Source organism: Methanococcoides vulcani (assembly GCF_900111645.1).
GTDB classification, from domain to species: domain Archaea; phylum Halobacteriota; class Methanosarcinia; order Methanosarcinales; family Methanosarcinaceae; genus Methanococcoides; species Methanococcoides vulcani.
The window spans coordinates 604,278-624,092 of the sequence record NZ_FOHQ01000001.1; the positions used below are offsets into that span (position 1 = coordinate 604,278).

Sequence of the window (19,815 nt, forward strand, 5' to 3'; positions counted from 1 at the left end):
GGGATCAATGATCCCTATGGACCAGATGTCTGATAGAACCTGCCAGAGCTGCTGAATTCAGATCTTCCAGGCGGAAATAGGTTCCCTGGAGAGTCGAACATAATTTTGCTGCAAGACCCAGGCGTGGGAATCCTGATTCGGTATCGACGACCACAAAACGAACTGGCAGGTCTGCAGCTTTGTTTGCTATGTCAAGAGCTTCCTCAAAGGCATCGGATCCACCCGCTGAAACATTTGCCCTGCCGTCGGAGACCAGAACAATAACAGAATCATTTTCCGAGGACATACTGCTGCCTGTCATTAATGTCACAGCCCGGGTCAGGCCTTCTGCAAGAGGTGTCTTGCCGCCGGTTGGCAGGGTTTGAAGCTTCCTGTAGGCAAGATCGACACTTCGTGTTGGTGGCAAAAGAAGTTCGGCGCTTTGGTCCCTGAATACCATCATGCCCACAGCATCACGTTTGCGGTATGCATCTTCGAGCAACGATAGGATGGCACCTTTGACCGCTATCATCCTTTTCCTCGCACCCATGGAACCGCTACCGTCCACCAGGAACAGGAGGTTCGTCCCCTTCTTACTTACCCGTACCTTCTCCCGCAGGTCACATCGTTCAAGAGCCACAGCAAGACCTTTTTTTTCTCTCAAATGCTGGTACGGTGCAGCTGCCCTTAATGTTGCATCAAATGCCAGATCATGCACTCTGTCACGAGGATACCGAAATGCAACGTACCTTCCCGAACCACTTTTTGAGATCACATTATCTCTTCTACCTCTTGAAAGCGATTCTTTCAAATGGGAGTTGTCTATGTTTGCAAGATAATCGATGACCACAAAAGGATCTCCGACATCGGCGACACTATCATCAAGGGAACCAAATGTCTGTGGTTCTGAAGTGGGAGGTTCGTCATCTTCTGTTCCTGAAGATCCATCGTCAGTTAATTCTGAAGATATGTCATTCTCATTTCCCTCTTCTTCACGGCTCTCATTATTTTGGTTTCCATTGTCCGGACCATCAGCTTCGTTTTGGTTTTCATCATCGGTTTTATCAGTTTCATTCTGTTTTTCAGACTCGTTCTTGTTAGTGGCGTTTGAAGGCTGTGGCTCGTTGCGCCTGTGTTCCAGACAGAGTAAAGCAGCTTCTTTAAGGTCTTCAAAAATGACCTGATCCCTTCCTTCAAGAGCTGCAATAGCCCTGGCAGTCCTGGCAACTGCGATATCACCCCTATGACCTTGTACACCCATTTCGGTGGCAAGGCGCGCTATCAGTTCCATATGCCCTTCAGGAAGGATCACATAGCTAATTCTTTGTTTTGCTTTTATCAGCTTTTCACGTAGGGATAGGATATCCTGTTGGGAGTCGATCACTAAAGCAGTTGAATTAGCTTCATAGGCCAGACGTTTCCTGATAACTTCAATTCGATCATCTATATTATCGAGGGAGTCCATTTGCACACAAAGGTCGAAACGATCCATGACATGAGCTGAAAGCATGCCTCCAGAAGGGTCCATGGTACCGACCAGCAGGAACCTGCAGTCATGTTTCCATGAGATTCCTTCCCTTTCCACGATGTTCTGGCCTCTTTCTGCAGCATCGAGGACAGATCCTACAATACGTTCGTCCAGCAGATTTATTTCATCGATACAGATAATTCCGTCATGTGCTTCATGCAGAAGACCAGGAAGCACATTTTTTCGTCCTTCGATAATGCTTGACTCAATATCCACAGAACCTAACACACGCTCTTCCGTAGCATTAAGGGGAAGGTTCACAAAAGGCATCTCAGGTAGAAGGCGATCTATTGAACGGACAAGCGTGGATTTCCCTGTCCCCCTTCTTCCCATTAGGAGTACGTTATTTATTTCCGGGCATATCAATGCAGAGATAAGGGCCTTTTTGGCATTTTCCTGCCTTACTATGGCAGTAAATGGATAACTTTGCCAGTTCAATCGTCCAGTCTTTTTACAAGCCAAGTTTCAAGCTCCTCCATGTCAAGATAGCCTTCTTCAAATGGACGGCGTCTCATCCTGTGAGGTAAAGCCAAGCGTGCTGCTTTTAGAATATGTTCTAATCCAATTGTATCTGAACCATCCAGTGCAGCTGCAGAAATTGCTGCTTTTACCAATGTCAGGTCTGCCCTGTGACCATCCACTCCAAGATGAAGTGATATCTCCACCGCTGTGCGGAGAAGATCTTCATCAGGTTTGATTTGAGCTAATCTCTCACGGGCGCTGATGATGGCTTGTGTAATTTGTTCTTGCTCATCCATATATTCGGATATGAACGTATGTGGGTCTGCTTCGAATGCAAGTCTTCGCCGGATCACTTCCATGCGCCGATTCGTGTCCTGTTCACCGGCTACATCAACAGCCAGACCAAAACGGTCCAGAAGCTGAGGTCTCAGGTCTCCTTCTTCCGGGTTCATGGTCCCGACCATAACAAAACGTGAAGGATGTGAAAAGGAAACACCTTCCCTTTCTACGAAATTGACACCCATCGCTGCTGCATCGAGAAGCAGGTCTACCAGGTGATCATCAAGGAGGTTGATCTCATCAACGTAAAGTATGTTGCCATTTGCCCGGGCAAGAACTCCTGGCTCAAAACGTTTTTTCCCACTAGTAAGTGCATGCTCGATGTCAAGGGTTCCGGCAACTCTGTCTTCTGTAGCACTCAGGGGAAGTTCTACGACTCTCATGGGGCGCGATTCAAATACGATCTGCTCCCCTCTCTCAACACGTTGCCTGCAATCTGCGCAGAGGTGTTCATGATCAGATGATATACAACCATAAACACAGCCATGAACTGCCTTTCTTTCCGGGAGGAGATCTGCAAGAGCTCTGACTGCAGTTGATTTTGCAGTTCCTTTTTCCCCGCGTATAAGTACGCCACCGATAGATGGATCGATCACGTTCATCAGTAGTGCTTCTTTCATGGCTTCCTGACCCACGATCGCACTGAACGGGTAAACAGGTCTTTCCATGCTCATTGCCTATCACCATATAAATTGGGGCATTTTCCATTCTTGACTATCCATGCTGTTATGGAGATCCAATTGTCCATAATGGATTCACGTTCATTCAGAAGCACATCCATTGGAACATCTTCCTGTGCTCCCAAAAGCTGTGGGAGTTCACGCATCATTGCAAGAGCAGCTTTCCTTCCGGCATTTTCTGGAATGAGCCCCCACGAGATCTCATCAATTATGTGGAGCACGGATGCAACATATCCTACAAGGGATGGATTGCAGGAAATTTCCCGAAGATCTTTGAGAAAACGTGCTTTCTTGTTATCTCCATCCATTGCGGATGCAACTTTCCAGTAATTGCTCTCATCCACGCCGAAACGATCAAGTCTTACCAGCATGTCCCGCTGTGTTAGGGGAGTTAGTTCTGACTGGAGCCCTACTGCTTCCTGCACTCCTTCCAGCACACACTTGCCGATCATCTCTCCGAGTTTAGAATGCTTTCCTGCATCTGTTAGTGTCATGGAACTTGTGCTATCCACGACCACGGCTATCATATCTGTTCCTGAACCCGTGGCAACACCATTGGAATAACGGCTCGAAGCCATCAATTGTTGCAGTGCTGCTGTCTTAGCTTCGGTGGCTGTCATCAGTACCCTTGTCAAAGCATATGGTGGCATATTAGCCCCTATCAGAAGAATAACGTTGATGGTGCCGCCTACAGGCTCATATCTTTCATCTTCCTGATAATAAGATGCAGGATCGCCGGCCCGGCCACCATTTACTTCAATACCTCCGGTAACGACCGCAGTTACTTCCAGTCCTCTGAATGACTGGGTCTTTATGACAGCATTTCTCATATTCGCAGCGGTCAACAGACCAGATGCCCTGGATGGGTCCAGCCCAAGCCTTGATGCCGCTATCTTGAGGTATTCGGGTACGCTTCCACCTTCAAGTTCATGGGAAGTGCGACCTTTGGTCGGGACCTTATGATTAAATATACCTTTCAGATCTTCCTGGCATCCCCCATTGATCCAGGATGTGGTCAATGTACGTCTCTTTGCCGGGAAAGTTACTATAATGGAAGTATCCTGAAGGTATACACGTTCCCCGTTAGAAGTTTCAAAAAGGATCTTTCGTTCATTTTCAGTATTCGGGCCGATGTCGATTGTTCCAGTTCCTGAAGATTCTGTTTTTATGTCTGTTTTATCGGTCATGAAGATCGCATCCACTTATATCAAAATATGAGATTGACTTTCTATCTCTGGATGCTATCGAAAATGTTGACGATAATATATAATATTTAGTGCAAGGGGTAACAATTATGTTGAAAAATATAAAATAAAAAAGAGTCGTTCGCCTCAGTACTCATAGGGTTCATCATTGCTCAGAACGGTTGCTCATCACAGGCGATAACAGATCAGCATTTCATATCATTGCATATTTTCATGGCGGCATCAGCAGGCGAATCTGAGTTATAGATACTACGTCCTACGATCACCCAGTCGGCACCTGCATTGATAACATCGGCAGCACTGCCACCCTGTGCACCTACTCCAGGTGAGATTATGTGCAGATCATTGCCGATGATCTTGCGAATATCCCTGACCCTTTCAGGTCTTGTGGCTGGTGCAACAACACCTGTAGCACCGGCATCAACCGCCATCTTTGCAATGGTCTCTGCAACAGGTCGGAAGAACTCCACGCCGCCGGGGTGGCTCATTTCTGTTACAACGTAGACGTCCCTGCCATATTCTTTTGCGACCTTTACACAGGAATCCAGGCTGTCACGACCTGTAAATCCATGTGTTATGACTGCATCAGCTCCGGCTTTGAATACCTGTTCGCAAATAAGGCGGTCGGTATTAGGGATGTCGGCAACCTTGAAATCTGCGATAACAGGTGCAAGCTCGGCTAATTCTTTAACGATGCCCAGCCCTTCTCCGAGTACAAGCGGATATCCGACCTTAATGGAATCCACATATTCAGATACTTCATTTGCAATACGCAGGGCATTTTCCCTGTCTGTCACATCAAGGGCAAGGATCAAGCAATTCTTCTTTTCCATGGGCATCTCCTGTATCCTGGTTTTGGAACAAGTATGAGTTATACTAACGGCTTCAATGTTCCCTTAGCTCATTAACCTTTCTTTTAAGTTCCTCGACCACAGCAGGGTTCTGAAGGGTTGTAATATCTCCTACCTCTGTGTCATTAGTAATTGCTTTCAGGACACGCCTCATGATCTTACCACTTCTTGTCTTTGGAAGGTCCTCTGTGAATATGATCTGTTTTGGACGTGCGATGGCCCCTATCTCATCAACAACATGTTCCTTTAATTCCTGTTTAAGTTTATCACAGAGTTTGGCATCTGATTCAAGGATCACATAAGCGACGACGACCTCTCCCTTGATCTCATCTGTCTTTCCATCAACCGCAGCTTCTGCAACTGCCGGGTGTGACACAAGTGAGCTTTCGATCTCCATTGTCCCGAGCCTGTGCCCGGAAACCTTGATAACATCGTCCAGGCGACCAAGTACCCAGAAGTCCCCGTCCTTGTCCTTGCGTGCACCATCGCCTGCAAGGTATCTACCTGTACCCCACTTGCTCCAGTAGGTCTCAAGGAATCTCTGCTCGTCCCCGTTTATTGTCCTGATCATACTCGGCCATGGTCTCTCAATGGCAAGGTATCCGCCTTCACCTTCAGGAACTTCATTTCCTTCCTCGTCAAGGACAGAAGCCTTAATTCCCGGGAATGGTCTGGTCGCAGTACCCGGTTTCATGGTGGTGAGGCCGGGCAGCGGACTTATCATTATCATACCTGTTTCGGTCTGCCACCAGGTATCTACAATGGGGCAGTTGGAGTTGCCTATGACCTCATAGTACCATAACCAGGCTTTTGGGTTGATAGGCTCGCCGACACTTCCAAGCAGGCGCAGGGATGAGAGGTCATGCTTTGCGGGAATGTCATCTCCCCACTTCATGAAGGTCCGTATTGCAGTAGGTGCTGTGTAGAATATAGTTACTCCATATTTTTCCACGATGTCCCAGAACCTGTCCTTGTCAGGATAGTCAGGTGCACCTTCGTGCATTACAATGGTCGCTCCGTTTGAGAGGGGGCCGTATACAAGATACGAATGTCCGGTGATCCATCCGATATCTGCAGTACACCAGTAGATATCATCATCCTTCAGGTCGAATATCCATTTGGAAGTAACATTCGTGCCGACCATATATCCGCCGGTAGTATGGACAACTCCTTTTGGTTTGCCTGTTGTACCGCTGGTGTACATCAGGAACAGTATGTCTTCGGCATCCATTTGTTCAGGTTCACATACCGAATCAATATTGTGTATAAGGTCATCCCACCAGATATCCTTGTCCTCTTTCATGGCGATAGCATTAGCAGCATGGTTGACCACAACGACCTTTTCCACACATGTAGCAGTCTCAAGTCCCCTGTCAGCTTTCTCTTTCTGTTCCACCAGTTTACCCTTGTGGAAATAACCGTCACATGTAATGACATATCGGCTGTTCGCATCATCCACACGTTGTGCAAGCGCGTCTGCGGAGAATCCTGCAAAGACCACGCTGTGGGGTGCACCTATCCTGGCGCATGCCAGCATGGATATCACTGCTTCGGGTATCATGGGCAGGTAGATCGTTACCACGTCACCTTTCTTCACCCCCATTTCTTTTAAGGCAGCAGCAAAACGAGCAGTTTTGTCCAGCAGTTCCTTATATGTATAGGTCTCTGAATTTTCCATTTCACCTTCCCAGATAAGGGCTGTCTTGTCACCATGTTTTGAGATGTGGCGGTCGAGACAGTTGTAGGAGGCATTCAGTTTTGCACCGGTGAACCACTTTGCGTGAGGTGGCTGCCAGTCAAGGACAGTATCCCATTTTTCGAACCAGTCGATGTTGTAGGCAAGATCCTCCCAGAATCCCACAAAGTCCTCTTCCGCTTTTTCATATATCAGCGGGTCCTTCATGTTAGCCTGCCTGACAAACTCTTCCGATGGATAGTACTTCTTCTGTTCCTTAAGCAAAGATTCGATTGTTTCTGTCATTTGTTAACAAGACCTATTGATTATGTAAGGATGTATAGTAATTATAACGATTAATTAGGTAAATATGTAGTGGTCAAATCTTTTATCTTAATGGCGCATAATTCATCAGAAGTTTGAATTTTATTTCAGGTAGTTTCAGTTCAATTTTAAATTCTGCATTTTCTGTCCGAACCCGTTTCAATAGTATTCCAATTATCTATATTGTGCTCCTTTGTGGTGAAAATAGAGAAATCTAAAGGAGTTCTGAAGAATAAAAGGTTCAAATGGAGGACATTCATGGACATGTTTATGAATGCCAGGTGAGGGGAAGCGCAGACAAGAGCGTAATTTGGGGATCACCCGGCGGGGGGATGGTGGTACGTATGGAAAGCCTGCGCTCTAATTATTAATCTGTCACAATTCTATAAATAGATAATCATTAATCATGATATTTTTATACTAATACCTATTTTTAATGACACTTTTTTTTAATTCATAGCTGAAGGTCAATTATCTCTTCAAGGATCATCGACGTATAGGATGCAGGCATGAGGGGCCTTTTGTGATTGCTGTGCAAATGATACTCTGTGCCATACTCTGTACCACATTGAATGAATTTAATGATGAGACCGCCCATAGATATTCAGCATATTATAGTACATTAACAGGTATTGAGCTAAAAATATCAGTTCCTGTCATAGAACATATTTGGTGTTTCTGTAACATCCGTAAGTGTTTTTGAAGTTCCGCCGGGATATATGATCTGAAGGGAATGAATGGTGGTTCCCAGATTATGACCGTCGTGCAGGTAGTAACTGTCACTTGACCTCGAAACATCCTTTAATGTAATAACTGCAGTGTCGTAACCTATCTCCTCGATTTCTGTTTTTTCATATTCGGAAAAGATGTTCTCAAAAGATGATTCGAGGTGACGTGTGCCGAATGCAAGCACGTACATTCTGGCGAACATGTCAAGGTCATAGGTCACTGTCACATATGCATCTGTTTCATCAAAGCGCATGACCATCCTGTCAAAGTGCATAAAATCAGTTTCTTCTTCTATCTCTTGTGCTAATGCAGGTATCGAAACAGAGGAAACTAATATGAATAATACAAGAAAAGAAAGCACTTTCATATTAACATGATTGTGCTACAGGTAGATATTACTAACGCGTTTTCTTCGGAAGAATGAATATAATTGGAGTTAAAAGAGGCTGAATTGTACAAATCGAGCTCAGTTCATAACAGTTTAACATTTCCCAATCGATACATTCATATTTAGTGTGTTCTATTTCAACCTGCTTTTAGCATTAATATATAAGTGAACACAACGATCCGTTAACAGGATTTGTATGTTGTTGCTATTATAATAATATCATATTGATCAAAAATTAGATCTAAACAAAGAGGAGTATGATTATGGAGAGTTTAATTTACCTTGCCCCTCTGGCAGGTATTGTAAGCCTGGTGTTTGCTGCATTCTTCGCCTCCCGTGTCCTTAAGGAAGGAACCGGTTCAGAAGAGATGCAGGAGATATCACTTGCGATCCAGGAGGGTGCTATGGCTTATTTGAATCGTCAATATAAGACAATAGCTGTCGTAGCAGTTATACTTGCAGGACTTATCTTCTTCCTTCTGGGAGATGACAGTGGCAAGATCGCAGTAGGATTTATCGTCGGTGCTGCAGCTTCCGCAGTAGCAGGATACATCGGTATGAACGTTTCTATCAGGGCAAACGTCAGGACAGCACACGCAGCTTCCAAGGGACTTCAGGAAGCAATGTCCGTCGCATTCCGCGGTGGAGCTGTCACAGGACTTGCTGTGGTCGGCCTTGCATTACTTGGTACCAGTGGTTTCTACATTCTTTTCGGCGATGTTGACCTTGTTATCGGATTCGGTTTCGGTGCAAGTCTTATCAGCCTGTTCGCAAGGGTCGGTGGAGGTATCTTCACAAAGGCTGCAGATGTAGGTGCTGATCTTGTTGGTAAGATCGAGGCTGGTATCCCTGAGGATGATCCAAGGAATGCCGGTGTCATTGCTGACAACGTAGGAGACAATGTAGGAGACTGTGCCGGTATGGGTGCAGACCTTTTCGAGACCTATGTCGTTACCGTCCTTGCGTCAATGCTTCTTGGATCCCTTATCCTTGAAACATATCCAAACGCAATCCTTTACCCATTGATCCTCGGTTCAGTGGCTATTTTCGCATCCATCATTTCCATGTTCTTCGTGAAGGTCGGCAGCGATGGAAAGATCATGAAAGCACTCTATAAAGGAGTTGGTGTATCAGCAATTCTTTGTCTGGTTGCATTCTACTTCGTCACTGATTCACTCATGGGTGACATCCGCCTTTACTACGCATCCATCGTGGGTGTAATTATCATGGTGCTGATGGTAGTGTTCACAGAATACTACACTTCCACAAGCTTCCGCCCGGTCAGGACCATTGCCAAGGCATCAGAGACCGGTGCAGGTACCAATGTCATTTCCGGTCTTGCTATCGGATTCGAAAGTACGGTACTCCCAGTGATAATCATCATTGCAGGTATCCTTGGTTCCTACTTCATTGCAGGCGGTGCAACAGACCCTGCAATGGGTGTTTACGGTATTGCTATTGCAGCAGCAGCAATGTTGTCAACAACCGGTATGATCGTGGCTCTTGACTCATACGGTCCAATCACAGACAATGCCGGCGGTATTGCTGAGATGGCAAAGATGCCTGAAGAAGTACGTAAGATTACCGACGCACTTGATGCAGTCGGAAACACCACAAAGGCAGTAACAAAGGGTTATGCCATAGGTTCCGCAGCACTTGGTGCAATGGCACTTTTCGCAGATTACAGGCACAAGGTCAACCTCGAGGCAGGTTCGCTCAGCCTTGACAACCCTATAGTTATTGTTGGTCTGCTTATCGGTGCACTGCTTCCATTCCTGTTCACTGCAGTTACAATGAAGGCAGTAGGAAAAGCAGCATTCGCTATCGTGAACGAAGTTCGCCGCCAGTTCAGGGAGATCCCTGGTATCATGGAAGGCACCGCAAAGCCTGAATATGGCAAGTGCGTGGACATCGTCACTGCAGCAGCTATCCGTGAAATGGCAATTCCAGGTATCCTCGCAATCTTCGTTCCACTTTTAGTTGGAGTTGTGCTTGGTCCGGAAGCTCTCGGCGGTCTGCTTATCGGTATCATCGTTGCAGGTCTTCTCCTTGCTCTTACAATGAACAACGGAGGGGGAGCATGGGACAATGCAAAGAAGCTCATTGAAGATGGAGAACACGGTGGAAAGGGTTCCGACGCTCACAAGGCAGCAATTGTCGGTGACACAGTCGGTGATCCATTCAAGGACACATCAGGACCCGCTCTTAACTCACTGATCAAGGTAGTGAACATGATCGCGATCCTGTTCTCTTCCCTCTTCATCGGCAAGGGCTTGTTCTAAATTTGAAACATCGATCCGGCATTGTCCGGATCATCTATTTTCTTTTTTTGTTGATCTTTCTGATAACGTTCTCATCACTGATCTATTTGAAAAGCCAGAGGTTTGTTAAAGATCGGTTATTTGATATTAGCTGGCAATAGCTGGTAATAGTTAATAAAAAAGAATATAGCTGATCAATAATAGAACAAATAAAGGAATAATATCTCCGGCTAAACTGTCCAGGATACTTATTATTGTACAGCGACCTGTACCTGATCATCGGATCAGGCATCACACATCTCGAAGAATACACCTCTCTCTTCCAGTTCTTGCACTATCTCTTCGTAGAAAACTCCCATGCCTTCCACATTCTCATGTGCAAATTCACTGACACGCCCGGCAGGTCCTCCTATGGTCGTGGTCTGTGCACCGCATGAGGGGCTCTTTGGAACTCCGAGTATCTTTATGGAATAGCCTTCCTGGTAGAATTGCTCGAGCATATCTGCAAAGGGCTCGAAAAGAGAACGACAAAAGCGTCTGTAATTCGGAGTCTCCAGCTGATCCTTTGTGATCTCCCTTCGTGAACTGCCAAGATAGATCATTTCAGGACACGGAAGCTGGATCACGTTCCTGCTGCATATCTCCATTTTAGGTGGGGCTTTGATGCCTTTGAGGCGGGAATACACATTTGCCAGGCAATGTCCGATAACCAGTATCTCTTTTTCATTATTTTCTTGCATGATACGACCTCCTCACTAACCTAGATCCTATATCCAATATTCTTCACATGCTTCATAAAATGTTCAGTATTATTGTCGGGATCTAAGCAATATTTATATAGTGTCAGAAACGGTTTAAATCTATCTCGAGGAGATAAAAAACATGCATGAAGATCTGGGGAAAGTTCTCAACAAAGGATTTGGAACATGGAAACGTAATTTAGGGATTGCCGTCCCGTTCATCTTTAACATGCTGCTAAGTATGCTCGTCATGGTAATGGCTGTTATTATCCTGTCGTTCCTTGTCATCGCTCCGTCGATCTCAAAGATATCTGATCCGTCTTCCCTTTCCCCGGAAGAAGCAATGGCGTTGATCATGCCTTTGTTCAATGATAGCATTGGCATAGTCGTGGTATTCGGGCTTCTGACAATACTGGTACTGACATTTATCCAGTCCTATTTCACTGCCGGTGCTGTAGGAATGGCAAAGGCAGCATCAGAGTCCGGGCATACGACCCTTTCCGATATGTTCCATTATGGGAATAAAAACGTTATCAGCCTGCTTCTGGCAAAGATCATGGTATTCCTGATAAGCCTTGCTGGCATCGTTTTTATTGTACCAGGGGCACTTGTTACAAATGACTTTGGGACATTGATGTCCAATCCCGAAAATGCCGTTATTACGAGTGTAATGCTGCTTTTCGGTTTTCTATTGTGGATCCTTTATGCTATAATCGTTGCTCTGGTGCTAAGCCCTCTGGAATTCTGTCTGGTAGTGGATAGCCTTGATCCCATCTCAGGTCTTAAGAGGGGTTACAGTTTCTTCATGGAAAACAAGCTGGACGTTCTACTGCTTTTCATAGTAATGATCAGTATATCTGTCCTGAACAACCTGCTTAGTGAAGTGATGTCTTCCATAGAAGCAGTTGGAGCCGTCTGGGCATTTATCAGTTTCATTCTATCCATCGCTGTGATACAACCACTTATTACGGTATGGTGGACCCGCCTTTACATGTCCAGGTCAGAAAAAGAACTGTATGATATCAGTGAGTTGCTGGAATATCCTTAAAAAAGATCTCTTTAAGAGAACCACTTTGAAAATATATCATCAAGTTATTCGCTGTCAACTCTATTAACTTCGTCCAAGCAGCTTACATGCCTGACAAAGCTCAGCTGTACATGGTTCGCCACACACCCTGCAATCCGTGAGACTGGCCTGTGGGAATTCCTTTCCAAGTATTCCTACCATCTTGTCAAAACCTCTCATGATGGAGTACTTGGTACCGGGATGTCTTACTTCAAAATCATTGATCATATCCCTGACCTCTCCCCTGAGGGCTTCATGGGCATACGGACATTCGCTCATATCGAATGGAAGGTCGTTTACAATAGCATACAAGGCAATCTCTTTCTCAGGAACCTTGCGTAAAGGTTTTGCACGAAGCACAAGACCTTCCAGTGCACGTGGCGGTGAAAGACGTATCATACGCTCCACATCACCTCCAAGGTGGTTCATCATTATGGTCTGGGCCTCATCATCCAGATTGTGGCCGGTGGCAAGCTTTGTAGCACCTATCTCATTAGCTATCTTGTTCATCAGGGATTTTCTCAGGACACCGCAGTAACTGCATGCTCCAAGCTCCCTCTCCTGTGCGACCAGTTCATCCAGTGTCTTGTCATATTCATCCTTAAAAGAACGCACAATGTGCCTGATGCCAAGCTCGGATGTGAGCTTTCTTGCTTTTTCAAGGGTAACTTCCCTGTAGCCCTCAATGCCTTCGTCAATAGTGATCGCAACGATCTCCACATCCCGTCTCTTGCTGAATATTTTGTGAAGTATGTGTAACAGGACAATACTGTCCTTTCCTCCGCTAAGTGCGACGGCAATGATGTCACCTTTTTCGACATTGTATTGCTTTCTGATCGTCAGCTTGATCTTGCGTTCCACATCTTCAATGAAATGTTTCCTGCAAAGGTGCATGCCTGAGTATTTCTGGAAAATAATGGCATCCTTGTTACATTTCATGCATTTAATGGGCATTGAATAGAGCTCCTTTCCTTCTCAAAAGAAACTATGATATTAGAACTTTGGGGTTTGAATGGATATGCCGGATATATTTGCTATAGTCATATTGTGCTCATCTTCGTTGGTTCCACATCAAAACGTTAATTTACACATAATGTAATCTTATTCCGATGGATAGCATACTATCACTCAGCAATGTCTCTAAAAGCTACGGGAATTTTCCTGTTCTCAAAGGCATTGATCTTGACATAAGAAAAGGAGAGTTCGTTGCTATACTTGGGTCCAACGGAGCAGGCAAGACCACTCTTGTTAAGATCATGTCCACCCTATCCTCTCCTTCGGAAGGGGTAGTAGAGATCAGCGGACATAACGTTGCAGATGATCCGGCTTCAGTAAGAAGCATGATCGGTGTGATCTCCCATGAAACACATCTGTACAACGACCTCACAGCAGAGGAAAACTTACGTTTCTTCGGAAAGATGTATGGCATCAGAGGTGATGGTCTGGAAGATCGCATAAATGAACTTCTGGAGCAGGTAGAACTTTCCGGCAGGTCGGATGACAGGGTTGTCACTTTTTCCAGGGGTATGAAACAGCGTCTTTCCATTGCAAGGTCATTGATACATGAGCCACAACTTCTCTTCCTTGATGAGCCCTATACAGGGCTGGACCAGCATGCAAGCCGGACATTTGAGAAAGTGCTTCAGGACCTTGATCCTAAAGATACTACAAGAGTGATGGTCACCCATGATCTCATAAGGACATTCCAGATGTGTAATCGCGTTGTAATACTGGATCATGGAAGGATAGTATTCGACAGCCCGATGTCTGATGTGGGTTCAGCAGAAGAGCTAAAAGAGATCTACATATCTAATGTAAAAAGCCATAGTTCAATATGACCGGGAGTTTTCAATGATACGCATCCTTGACATTGCAGCAAAGGACCTTAAAGAGGAATTTCGCACCAAGCAGATGCTCAATTCCATGGTGATCTTCTCGCTGCTTGTTATCGTGATATTTAGCATTTCATTTGGTCCGATACTTGGTTCTTCGGAAAATGTGGAGATGGTTGCACCGGGTGTACTCTGGATAGCATTTATCTTTGCAGGTTCGATCGGCCTGTCCCGATCCTTTGTAGCAGAACTGGAAAATGGCTGCCTTGAAGGATTGAAGCTCTGTCCGGTGAGCAGGGCTGCTATCTATACAGGGAAAGCTGTTGCAAACATCGTCCTGATGCTAATAGTGGAAATTATCACAATCCCTATCTTCGTCATCCTGTTCAACTACAACATCGGAGGCCTGTTCCTCCCTGGCCTGGTGATCGCTCTGGGAACGATCGGTTTTGTCTGTGTGGGCACACTACTCTCAGCACTGACGGTAAATACACGTACGCGTGAGATCCTGCTTCCTGTATTGCTCCTGCCGCTGGTACTTCCGGTGCTCATACCTGCTGTAATGGCCACAGGCAGTGCACTCTCAGGTGCGTCTATGGGGGATATCTCACAGGAACTGAGGTTGTTGCTCGTTTATGATGTCGTGTTCTTCCTTGTGGCACAGCTCGTCTTCGAATACGTGATACAGGATTAAGGTTATAGAATTAATTACAGGATTATTACAAGGTCAATTCTTGCAGGATTAAGGCTTATATAGCGGGGAGTTAGTACTACCTACATCATTTAACCTTATTATCGGAGCCTCAAATGTCGGATAGAAGTTTAACAGGTAAGATCTTGCCACTGCTGGCCGCTGCAACCATGTTGCTGGCCATTGGTATGATATTCTTTTACCTGCCTGAGATGAAAGGTGAGTCCGGTGAAGTCCTGGACAGCAGTTTCAGGATATTCTATTTCCACATGCCCATTGCAATAACATCTTATCTTGCATTTACAGTTGTTTTCATATCCAGTGTTCTCTATTTGAGGAAAGGTGAATATAAATGGGATATTGTTTCACGCTCTGCTGCAGAGGTGGGTGTGATATTCGCATTACTTGTGCTTATCACAGGCTCCATCTGGGCAAAGGCAACATGGGGATGGTACTGGATCTGGGAGCCACGTCTGACCACGTCCCTTGCACTTTTCCTTGTCTATGTAGCTTACCTGTTGCTACGTCAGGCAGTTGATGTTCCGGATAAGCGTGCACGTCTTGCATCAGTATTCGGCATACTTGGTTTTGTCTCGGTACCACTGAGCTTTTTATCTATACGCCTTTGGCGTTCAGCTCATCCTTTAATGTTCGGTGAAGCTGCTTCCGGATCAGGTGGTGGGCTGGAAGGTGCATCTCTCCAGTTGACCCTGCTTGTGAACATAGTTGCATTCATACTTCTTTTTGCATCCATGGTCTCATACAAGATGGGTAATGAGATGCTTGAGGAAGAGGTCAATGAACTTAGATCGTCTCTTAAATGAACATTCTTTTCTTTTCATTTTACTTCAGCAATTTCTTTCCCCTCTTCACTCTTTCTTTCCTTTTTTCCTTCTTTCCCTCTACTCTATTCCACTTCCCTTCCCTCCTTCCTTCTTTCTTCATCAGCAAAAAATATAAAGAATAGTTGCTGATTAGGTAGCATGCTTTTCGAACCAATTTCCATAGCAGACCTTAATGTGAAGAACCGTTTTGTGCGTTCAGCTACTAATGAGTGGCTTGCAGAGGAAGATGGCACCCCTACCACTGCCATTGGTGACATGTATGAGGAACTTGCACGCAATGATGTGGGTCTGATAATCACCGGCTATTCGTATGTGAATGTACAGGGAAAGAGCAACGAAAAGCAGCAGGGTATATACGATGACAGGTTCATCGGACCTTACAGTGAGATCACATCAAGGGTGCACAAGTATGACAGCAAGATATTCATACAGATCGTGCATGGCGGTCGCCAGTCTGTGGTACGGGAGGGAATTCCTCTTCTGGCACCTTCAGCTGTTGAAGATGCTTCATCTGGAAAAAAGCCTGTGGAAATGACAGAGGAAGATATTCTCAACACCATTGAGGACTTTGTGGAAGCTGCCAGACGTGCAAAGGATGCAGGTTTTGATGGTGTGCAGATACATTGTGCACATGGTTTCCTTTTGAGCAGTTTCATATCTCCTTATACGAACCAGAGAACCGACAAATGGGGTGGTTCTGTTGAGAACCGTACCAGAATAATAACAGAGATCACAAGGCTCATTCGTGAGAGAGTTGGCGAGGATTTCCCGATCATGGTGAAGCTGAATGCTACGGACGGGTTTGACGTATTTTCAGGCAAGTTCGGACTTGATGCTCCGGAATGCGTGGAGATTGCAAGTCTTCTTGAGAATGCGGGGATATGTGCCATTGAGGTAAGTGGCGGTATATTTGAAGCAGGGGATGTGATGTCTCAGCCGAATATCGATTCTGAGGAAAAAGAGGCATACTTTAAGCGTTATTCAAAGATGATAAGCGATACTGTAAGTATCCCGGTCATACTGGTTGGGGGTATAAGGTCGAAGAAAGTTATGGAATCCATGCTAAATGGATATGCGGATATGGTCTCTTTCAGCAGGCCGTTCATAAGTGAGCCTGATCTTGTGGTGAAGTTAAAGAAGGGTATCTCTGACAGGGTAAGGTGTGTATCCTGCAACAAATGTTTTGATCACAACGGAATTCGCTGCAATTATGATTTTGGCGATTCCGCTTAATATCTTTTTTTGATTTTTTGGTCGCATCTATTTATAGTTTCTTTGCCTTCATTAATTCATGAGGCTGGATGCATATCTCGTTGAAATGGGTCATTTCAAGTCCCGTGGACGTTCCAAACAGGCTGTTCAGGACGGTCATGTGAAAATAGACGGAAATATTGTAACAAAACCTTCAAAGGATGTTTCTATAAATGATGAGATCGAGGTCGATGAAGGTCTCGATATGCCAAAAGGCTATTTCAAGTTGAAGGGGATCCAGGAAGAAACAGGTCTCATTAGTGAAGGTGACAGTATCCTTGACCTTGGTTCAAGTGCAGGCGGTTTCATCATGTTTGCATCAGAGATCGCCGGTAAGATAAAAGGTCTGGAGTTCAGCCATGATTTCAGGTCAGAACTCGGCCAGCTTGCTCATGAGAATGAGAATGTATCCATTATGTTCGGTGATGTCTTTAATGTCCCTCTCAAGGAGCTTTCAGAGGAGCCTGTAGATATAATTCTGAGTGATATGACACTGGAGCCAATGGACTCATTAACAGCTCTTGAACGCATGCTTCCACTGCTGAAGGATAGGGGCAAGGTTCTTCAGGTTATTAAGGTGACAAGGAGTTGTGACAGAAGACCGCTGCTTGCCAGGATGGAAGAACTTGGGATCGAGATATTGCAGGTTCTGGAATCTAAAAAGCAGGAAATATATGTGTTTGGTCAGAAGATAGGTATCCACGAAGCTATGGAATAAATCCGTTCATCAGGGAAAGCTTGGCAATGCTTTTGAAGCTATATGGAATGGGGCGACCTTTCCGGCTTTTTGTTTCAGGTCTGCATGGTTCGGAATGGCGTGATACTTCATCTGTTCTGTTAAACCTTGGACGGCCCTTTTCAGGTACTCTGGCGATCCTGCCGGTAGTTAGCAGGGGAAAATATATCTCTACACTTGACAGGGATTATTATTCCGGGATCGGAAAGACGATCGTTGATGTTGTTGAGGAATACAAGCCTGACATCTATGTGGAACTGCATTCTTATTCTAAGGGGAATTTCTGCAAACTGGTCTCTAAGGACAGGGTAAACAATGTGGGTGTTCCTGGTTTCAGCACTCTTGAAAATGGTGTTCTTATGGGATCGGTATCTCCTCTCATCCGAAGGGAACATTTTCCTGTTGAAGCTCTCTGCCTGACCTTTGAGGTTGAAAAGAATAACCATCAGTCGCAGAGATTTGTTTCAGGGATGCTTGATGTTGTTAAAGACTGCAATTCAAGGGACGAGTTCATCGAATATATGATGGAACATTATCCTGAAGTGGCAAAAAAAGCGATAGAAGATTATAAAAAATTCTATGGGTTGTAAGGTTTCCCTTACAATCCATTTACAATCCAAGAGCGTCGTAGTTGTGAATGTTGTGCTCCGGGTTGACATCCATCATTTCTTTTCTCTGTGATTTGAGCATGTCGTCGACACGAAGTACCATGTTGGCAACTTCTGAAGCTGATTTGATAGCCTGTTTCTTTACCCTGAGAGGATCGACGATTCCCTTTTCGAGAGAATCGCTGATGTCGCCTGTGTAAACATCAAGACCTGCATTCTTTATCTCACTGTGCTTTGCACGAAGTGCGAGGATCGTGTCAATACCATCCATTCCTGCATTTACTGCAATTTCCCTTGGTATGACTTCCATTGCTTCTGCAAATGCTGTGATAGCAAGCTGTTCACGACCACCGAAACTGGATGCAAAGGCGCGGAGTCCCTGTGCAACTTCGATCTCGGATGCACCGCCGCCAGGAACGATCTTTTCATCCTCAATAACGTCCTTGATCACCTGTAATGCATCGTCAATTGTACGCTCGAGGTTGTCAGTGACGTGCTCGGTGGCGCCTTTAAGCAGAAGGGTTACAGTCTTTGAGTTGTGGCATTCCCTGATATAGGTCTTACCAAGGTCGAATGCTCCGATCTGTTCAATGATGCCTGCAGTTCCAAGGTCCTTTTCGGTGATGTCAGCGATGTTCTTGACGATGTGTGCACCTGTTGCTTTTGAGATGCTCTTCATGTCTTCTTCGTTGACACGTCTGATAGCAAATATTCTCTTTTTCTGGAAATAGTCTGCAGCATACTGGTCGATGTTCTTTGTTCCGACCACTACAGTAGCACCGGTCGCGATGATCGTGTCGAGCAACTTTTCATAATCTGCTTCTTCCTGTGCAGCGAACTGTGTCAACTGCTCTGCAGAATTGATCTGGAAAGTTGCTTTGTTCCTTGTTTTCTGAACTAAAACGTCTGAAGCTACAAGTGCGATCTTTGGGTTCTCGACGATCGCCGGCATTGCAGAATGAAGGCGTGCTTTGTTGATGACGAGACCTTCAAGAAGTTCGGTATCACTGATCTTGTGGCCAGGGTCCTGTGTGATCAGGATATTATCCTTTACATTGACCTTTCCATTAACTGCGACTTCCAGTGCTGCGTCTACACATAATTTTGCAATGTGATCGCCGTAAGCTTCTACGGATTTGCCTGCGATTGCGGTCTTTGCGATCTTTAATAGAACATCCTTGTTCTCTTTTGTGACATCTACAGCATAGTTGTCAAGAATTTCTGAAGCTTTACCTGAAGCTGCCAGGAAACCTTTGATTATTACTGTAGGGTGAACTCCGGAAATGACCAATTCTTCTGCCTTTTCAAGAAGTGATCCTGCAAGGACAGCTGCGCTGGTGGTACCATCACCTGCAATGTCTTCCTGTGTCTTTGCGATCTCCACTATCATTTTTGCAGTTGGGTTCTCGATCTCCATGCCCTTAAGGATCATTGCACCGTCGTTGGTGAGTACAATATCTCCGACCGCATTTACAAGCATCTTGTCCATTCCTTTTGGACCAAGTGTTGTTTTTACGATATTCGCAACTGCTTTTGCTGCACCGATGTTCGCGAAGAGAGCCTGCTTGCCCTGCGTATGTTCTTTCCTTGGATCTGTTATAATTGCTGGCTGACCTACCATTGGA

At 45.3% G+C, this 19,815-nt stretch carries 17 protein-coding genes; 8 read left to right on the forward strand and 9 right to left on the reverse strand.

Features of this window, described 5'->3' with window-relative positions:
• Positions 1 to 4: 4 nt before the first annotated feature.
• The 6 genes from BMX02_RS03075 to BMX02_RS03100 form a co-directional block, all read right to left on the reverse strand.
• Entirely contained in the window at positions 5 to 1,969 is a 1,965-nt protein-coding gene (locus BMX02_RS03075; protein WP_091688941.1) for a VWA domain-containing protein, read from the reverse strand.
• The gene (locus tag BMX02_RS03080) at positions 1,942 to 2,982 is read right to left on the reverse strand and encodes a magnesium chelatase ATPase subunit I (protein WP_091688943.1); all 1,041 of its coding nucleotides are present in this window, start codon (positions 2,980 to 2,982) and stop codon (positions 1,942 to 1,944) included. The genes BMX02_RS03075 and BMX02_RS03080 overlap by 28 nt, the downstream gene beginning before the upstream one ends.
• On the reverse strand, positions 2,979 to 4,175 hold the full coding sequence (locus tag BMX02_RS03085; protein WP_091688945.1) for an adenosylcobinamide amidohydrolase: 1,197 nt from the start codon (positions 4,173 to 4,175) through the stop codon (positions 2,979 to 2,981). The genes BMX02_RS03080 and BMX02_RS03085 overlap by 4 nt, the downstream gene beginning before the upstream one ends.
• A gap of 203 nt (positions 4,176 to 4,378) precedes the next feature.
• Positions 4,379 to 5,026, reverse strand: coding sequence for an orotidine-5'-phosphate decarboxylase (pyrF, locus tag BMX02_RS03090; protein ID WP_091688948.1), 648 nt, complete (start codon positions 5,024 to 5,026; stop codon positions 4,379 to 4,381).
• A gap of 52 nt (positions 5,027 to 5,078) precedes the next feature.
• On the reverse strand, positions 5,079 to 7,025 hold the full coding sequence (acs, locus tag BMX02_RS03095) for an acetate--CoA ligase (RefSeq protein WP_091688950.1): 1,947 nt from the start codon (positions 7,023 to 7,025) through the stop codon (positions 5,079 to 5,081).
• Positions 7,026 to 7,689: 664 nt separating this feature from the next.
• A complete protein-coding gene (locus BMX02_RS03100) occupies positions 7,690 to 8,139 on the reverse strand; it encodes a hypothetical protein (protein WP_091688952.1) in 450 nt (149 codons plus the stop codon).
• Between the two features lie 284 nt (positions 8,140 to 8,423).
• On the opposite strand from BMX02_RS03100, the gene BMX02_RS03105 reads away from it, so the two are divergent.
• Positions 8,424 to 10,442, forward strand: coding sequence for a sodium-translocating pyrophosphatase (locus BMX02_RS03105; protein ID WP_091688954.1), 2,019 nt, complete (start codon positions 8,424 to 8,426; stop codon positions 10,440 to 10,442).
• 263 nt (positions 10,443 to 10,705) lie between these two features.
• Here the strand turns inward: BMX02_RS03105 and BMX02_RS03110 are convergent, their stop codons facing one another.
• Positions 10,706 to 11,161, reverse strand: a complete 456-nt coding sequence (locus tag BMX02_RS03110) for a DUF523 domain-containing protein (protein ID WP_091688956.1) — start codon at positions 11,159 to 11,161, stop codon at positions 10,706 to 10,708.
• Between the two features lie 142 nt (positions 11,162 to 11,303).
• Between BMX02_RS03110 and BMX02_RS03115 the strand changes: the two genes are divergently transcribed.
• Positions 11,304 to 12,209: a DUF7847 domain-containing protein gene (locus BMX02_RS03115; RefSeq protein ID WP_091688958.1), complete on the forward strand. Its 906-nt coding sequence runs from the start codon at positions 11,304 to 11,306 to the stop codon at positions 12,207 to 12,209.
• Positions 12,210 to 12,272: 63 nt separating this feature from the next.
• Here the strand turns inward: BMX02_RS03115 and BMX02_RS03120 are convergent, their stop codons facing one another.
• Positions 12,273 to 13,181: a TIGR00269 family protein gene (locus tag BMX02_RS03120; protein ID WP_091688960.1), complete on the reverse strand. Its 909-nt coding sequence runs from the start codon at positions 13,179 to 13,181 to the stop codon at positions 12,273 to 12,275.
• Between the two features lie 155 nt (positions 13,182 to 13,336).
• Here BMX02_RS03120 and BMX02_RS03125 point away from each other — a divergent pair, with 155 nt between their 5' ends.
• From BMX02_RS03125 to BMX02_RS03150, 6 genes are all read left to right on the forward strand, one after another.
• A complete protein-coding gene (locus tag BMX02_RS03125) occupies positions 13,337 to 14,065 on the forward strand; it encodes an ABC transporter ATP-binding protein (RefSeq protein ID WP_091688962.1) in 729 nt (242 codons plus the stop codon).
• A gap of 13 nt (positions 14,066 to 14,078) precedes the next feature.
• Positions 14,079 to 14,753, forward strand: coding sequence for a heme exporter protein CcmB (locus BMX02_RS03130; RefSeq protein WP_091688964.1), 675 nt, complete (start codon positions 14,079 to 14,081; stop codon positions 14,751 to 14,753).
• Positions 14,754 to 14,866: 113 nt separating this feature from the next.
• Positions 14,867 to 15,574 carry a cytochrome c biogenesis protein gene (locus BMX02_RS03135; protein WP_091688966.1) on the forward strand — a complete coding sequence of 236 codons (708 nt, stop codon included), beginning with the start codon at positions 14,867 to 14,869 and terminating at the stop codon, positions 15,572 to 15,574.
• 159 nt (positions 15,575 to 15,733) lie between these two features.
• Entirely contained in the window at positions 15,734 to 16,828 is a 1,095-nt protein-coding gene (locus BMX02_RS03140) for an oxidoreductase (RefSeq protein WP_091688968.1), read from the forward strand.
• 58 nt (positions 16,829 to 16,886) lie between these two features.
• Complete coding sequence (locus BMX02_RS03145) at positions 16,887 to 17,564, forward strand: S4 domain-containing protein (protein WP_091688970.1); 678 nt, start codon at positions 16,887 to 16,889, stop codon at positions 17,562 to 17,564.
• 26 nt (positions 17,565 to 17,590) lie between these two features.
• On the forward strand, positions 17,591 to 18,172 hold the full coding sequence (locus tag BMX02_RS03150) for a DUF2119 domain-containing protein (protein ID WP_091689127.1): 582 nt from the start codon (positions 17,591 to 17,593) through the stop codon (positions 18,170 to 18,172).
• Positions 18,173 to 18,191: 19 nt separating this feature from the next.
• Here the strand turns inward: BMX02_RS03150 and thsA are convergent, their stop codons facing one another.
• On the reverse strand, positions 18,192 to 19,811 hold the full coding sequence (gene thsA / locus BMX02_RS03155; RefSeq protein WP_091688972.1) for a thermosome subunit alpha: 1,620 nt from the start codon (positions 19,809 to 19,811) through the stop codon (positions 18,192 to 18,194).
• Between the last annotated feature and the right edge of the window lie 4 nt (positions 19,812 to 19,815).

Excerpts from the sequence above, each read along its gene's own strand:
- thsA (WP_091688972.1), bottom strand. The coding sequence starts at position 19,811 with ATGGTAGGTCAGCCAGCAATTATAACAGATCCAAGGAAAGAACATACG.
- pyrF (WP_091688948.1), bottom strand. The coding sequence starts at position 5,026 with ATGGAAAAGAAGAATTGCTTGATCCTTGCCCTTGATGTGACAGACAGG.
- BMX02_RS03115 (WP_091688958.1), top strand. The coding sequence starts at position 11,304 with ATGCATGAAGATCTGGGGAAAGTTCTCAACAAAGGATTTGGAACATGG.
- acs (WP_091688950.1), bottom strand. The coding sequence starts at position 7,025 with ATGACAGAAACAATCGAATCTTTGCTTAAGGAACAGAAGAAGTACTAT.
- BMX02_RS03145 (WP_091688970.1), top strand. The coding sequence starts at position 16,887 with ATGAGGCTGGATGCATATCTCGTTGAAATGGGTCATTTCAAGTCCCGT.
- BMX02_RS03130 (WP_091688964.1), top strand. The coding sequence starts at position 14,079 with ATGATACGCATCCTTGACATTGCAGCAAAGGACCTTAAAGAGGAATTT.
- BMX02_RS03100 (WP_091688952.1), bottom strand. The coding sequence starts at position 8,139 with ATGAAAGTGCTTTCTTTTCTTGTATTATTCATATTAGTTTCCTCTGTT.
- BMX02_RS03105 (WP_091688954.1), top strand. The coding sequence starts at position 8,424 with ATGGAGAGTTTAATTTACCTTGCCCCTCTGGCAGGTATTGTAAGCCTG.
- BMX02_RS03085 (WP_091688945.1), bottom strand. The coding sequence starts at position 4,175 with ATGACCGATAAAACAGACATAAAAACAGAATCTTCAGGAACTGGAACA.
- BMX02_RS03140 (WP_091688968.1), top strand. The coding sequence starts at position 15,734 with ATGCTTTTCGAACCAATTTCCATAGCAGACCTTAATGTGAAGAACCGT.
- BMX02_RS03080 (WP_091688943.1), bottom strand. The coding sequence starts at position 2,982 with ATGAGCATGGAAAGACCTGTTTACCCGTTCAGTGCGATCGTGGGTCAG.
- BMX02_RS03120 (WP_091688960.1), bottom strand. The coding sequence starts at position 13,181 with ATGCCCATTAAATGCATGAAATGTAACAAGGATGCCATTATTTTCCAG.
- BMX02_RS03150 (WP_091689127.1), top strand. The coding sequence starts at position 17,591 with ATGCTTTTGAAGCTATATGGAATGGGGCGACCTTTCCGGCTTTTTGTT.
- BMX02_RS03110 (WP_091688956.1), bottom strand. The coding sequence starts at position 11,161 with ATGCAAGAAAATAATGAAAAAGAGATACTGGTTATCGGACATTGCCTG.
- BMX02_RS03135 (WP_091688966.1), top strand. The coding sequence starts at position 14,867 with ATGTCGGATAGAAGTTTAACAGGTAAGATCTTGCCACTGCTGGCCGCT.
- BMX02_RS03125 (WP_091688962.1), top strand. The coding sequence starts at position 13,337 with ATGGATAGCATACTATCACTCAGCAATGTCTCTAAAAGCTACGGGAAT.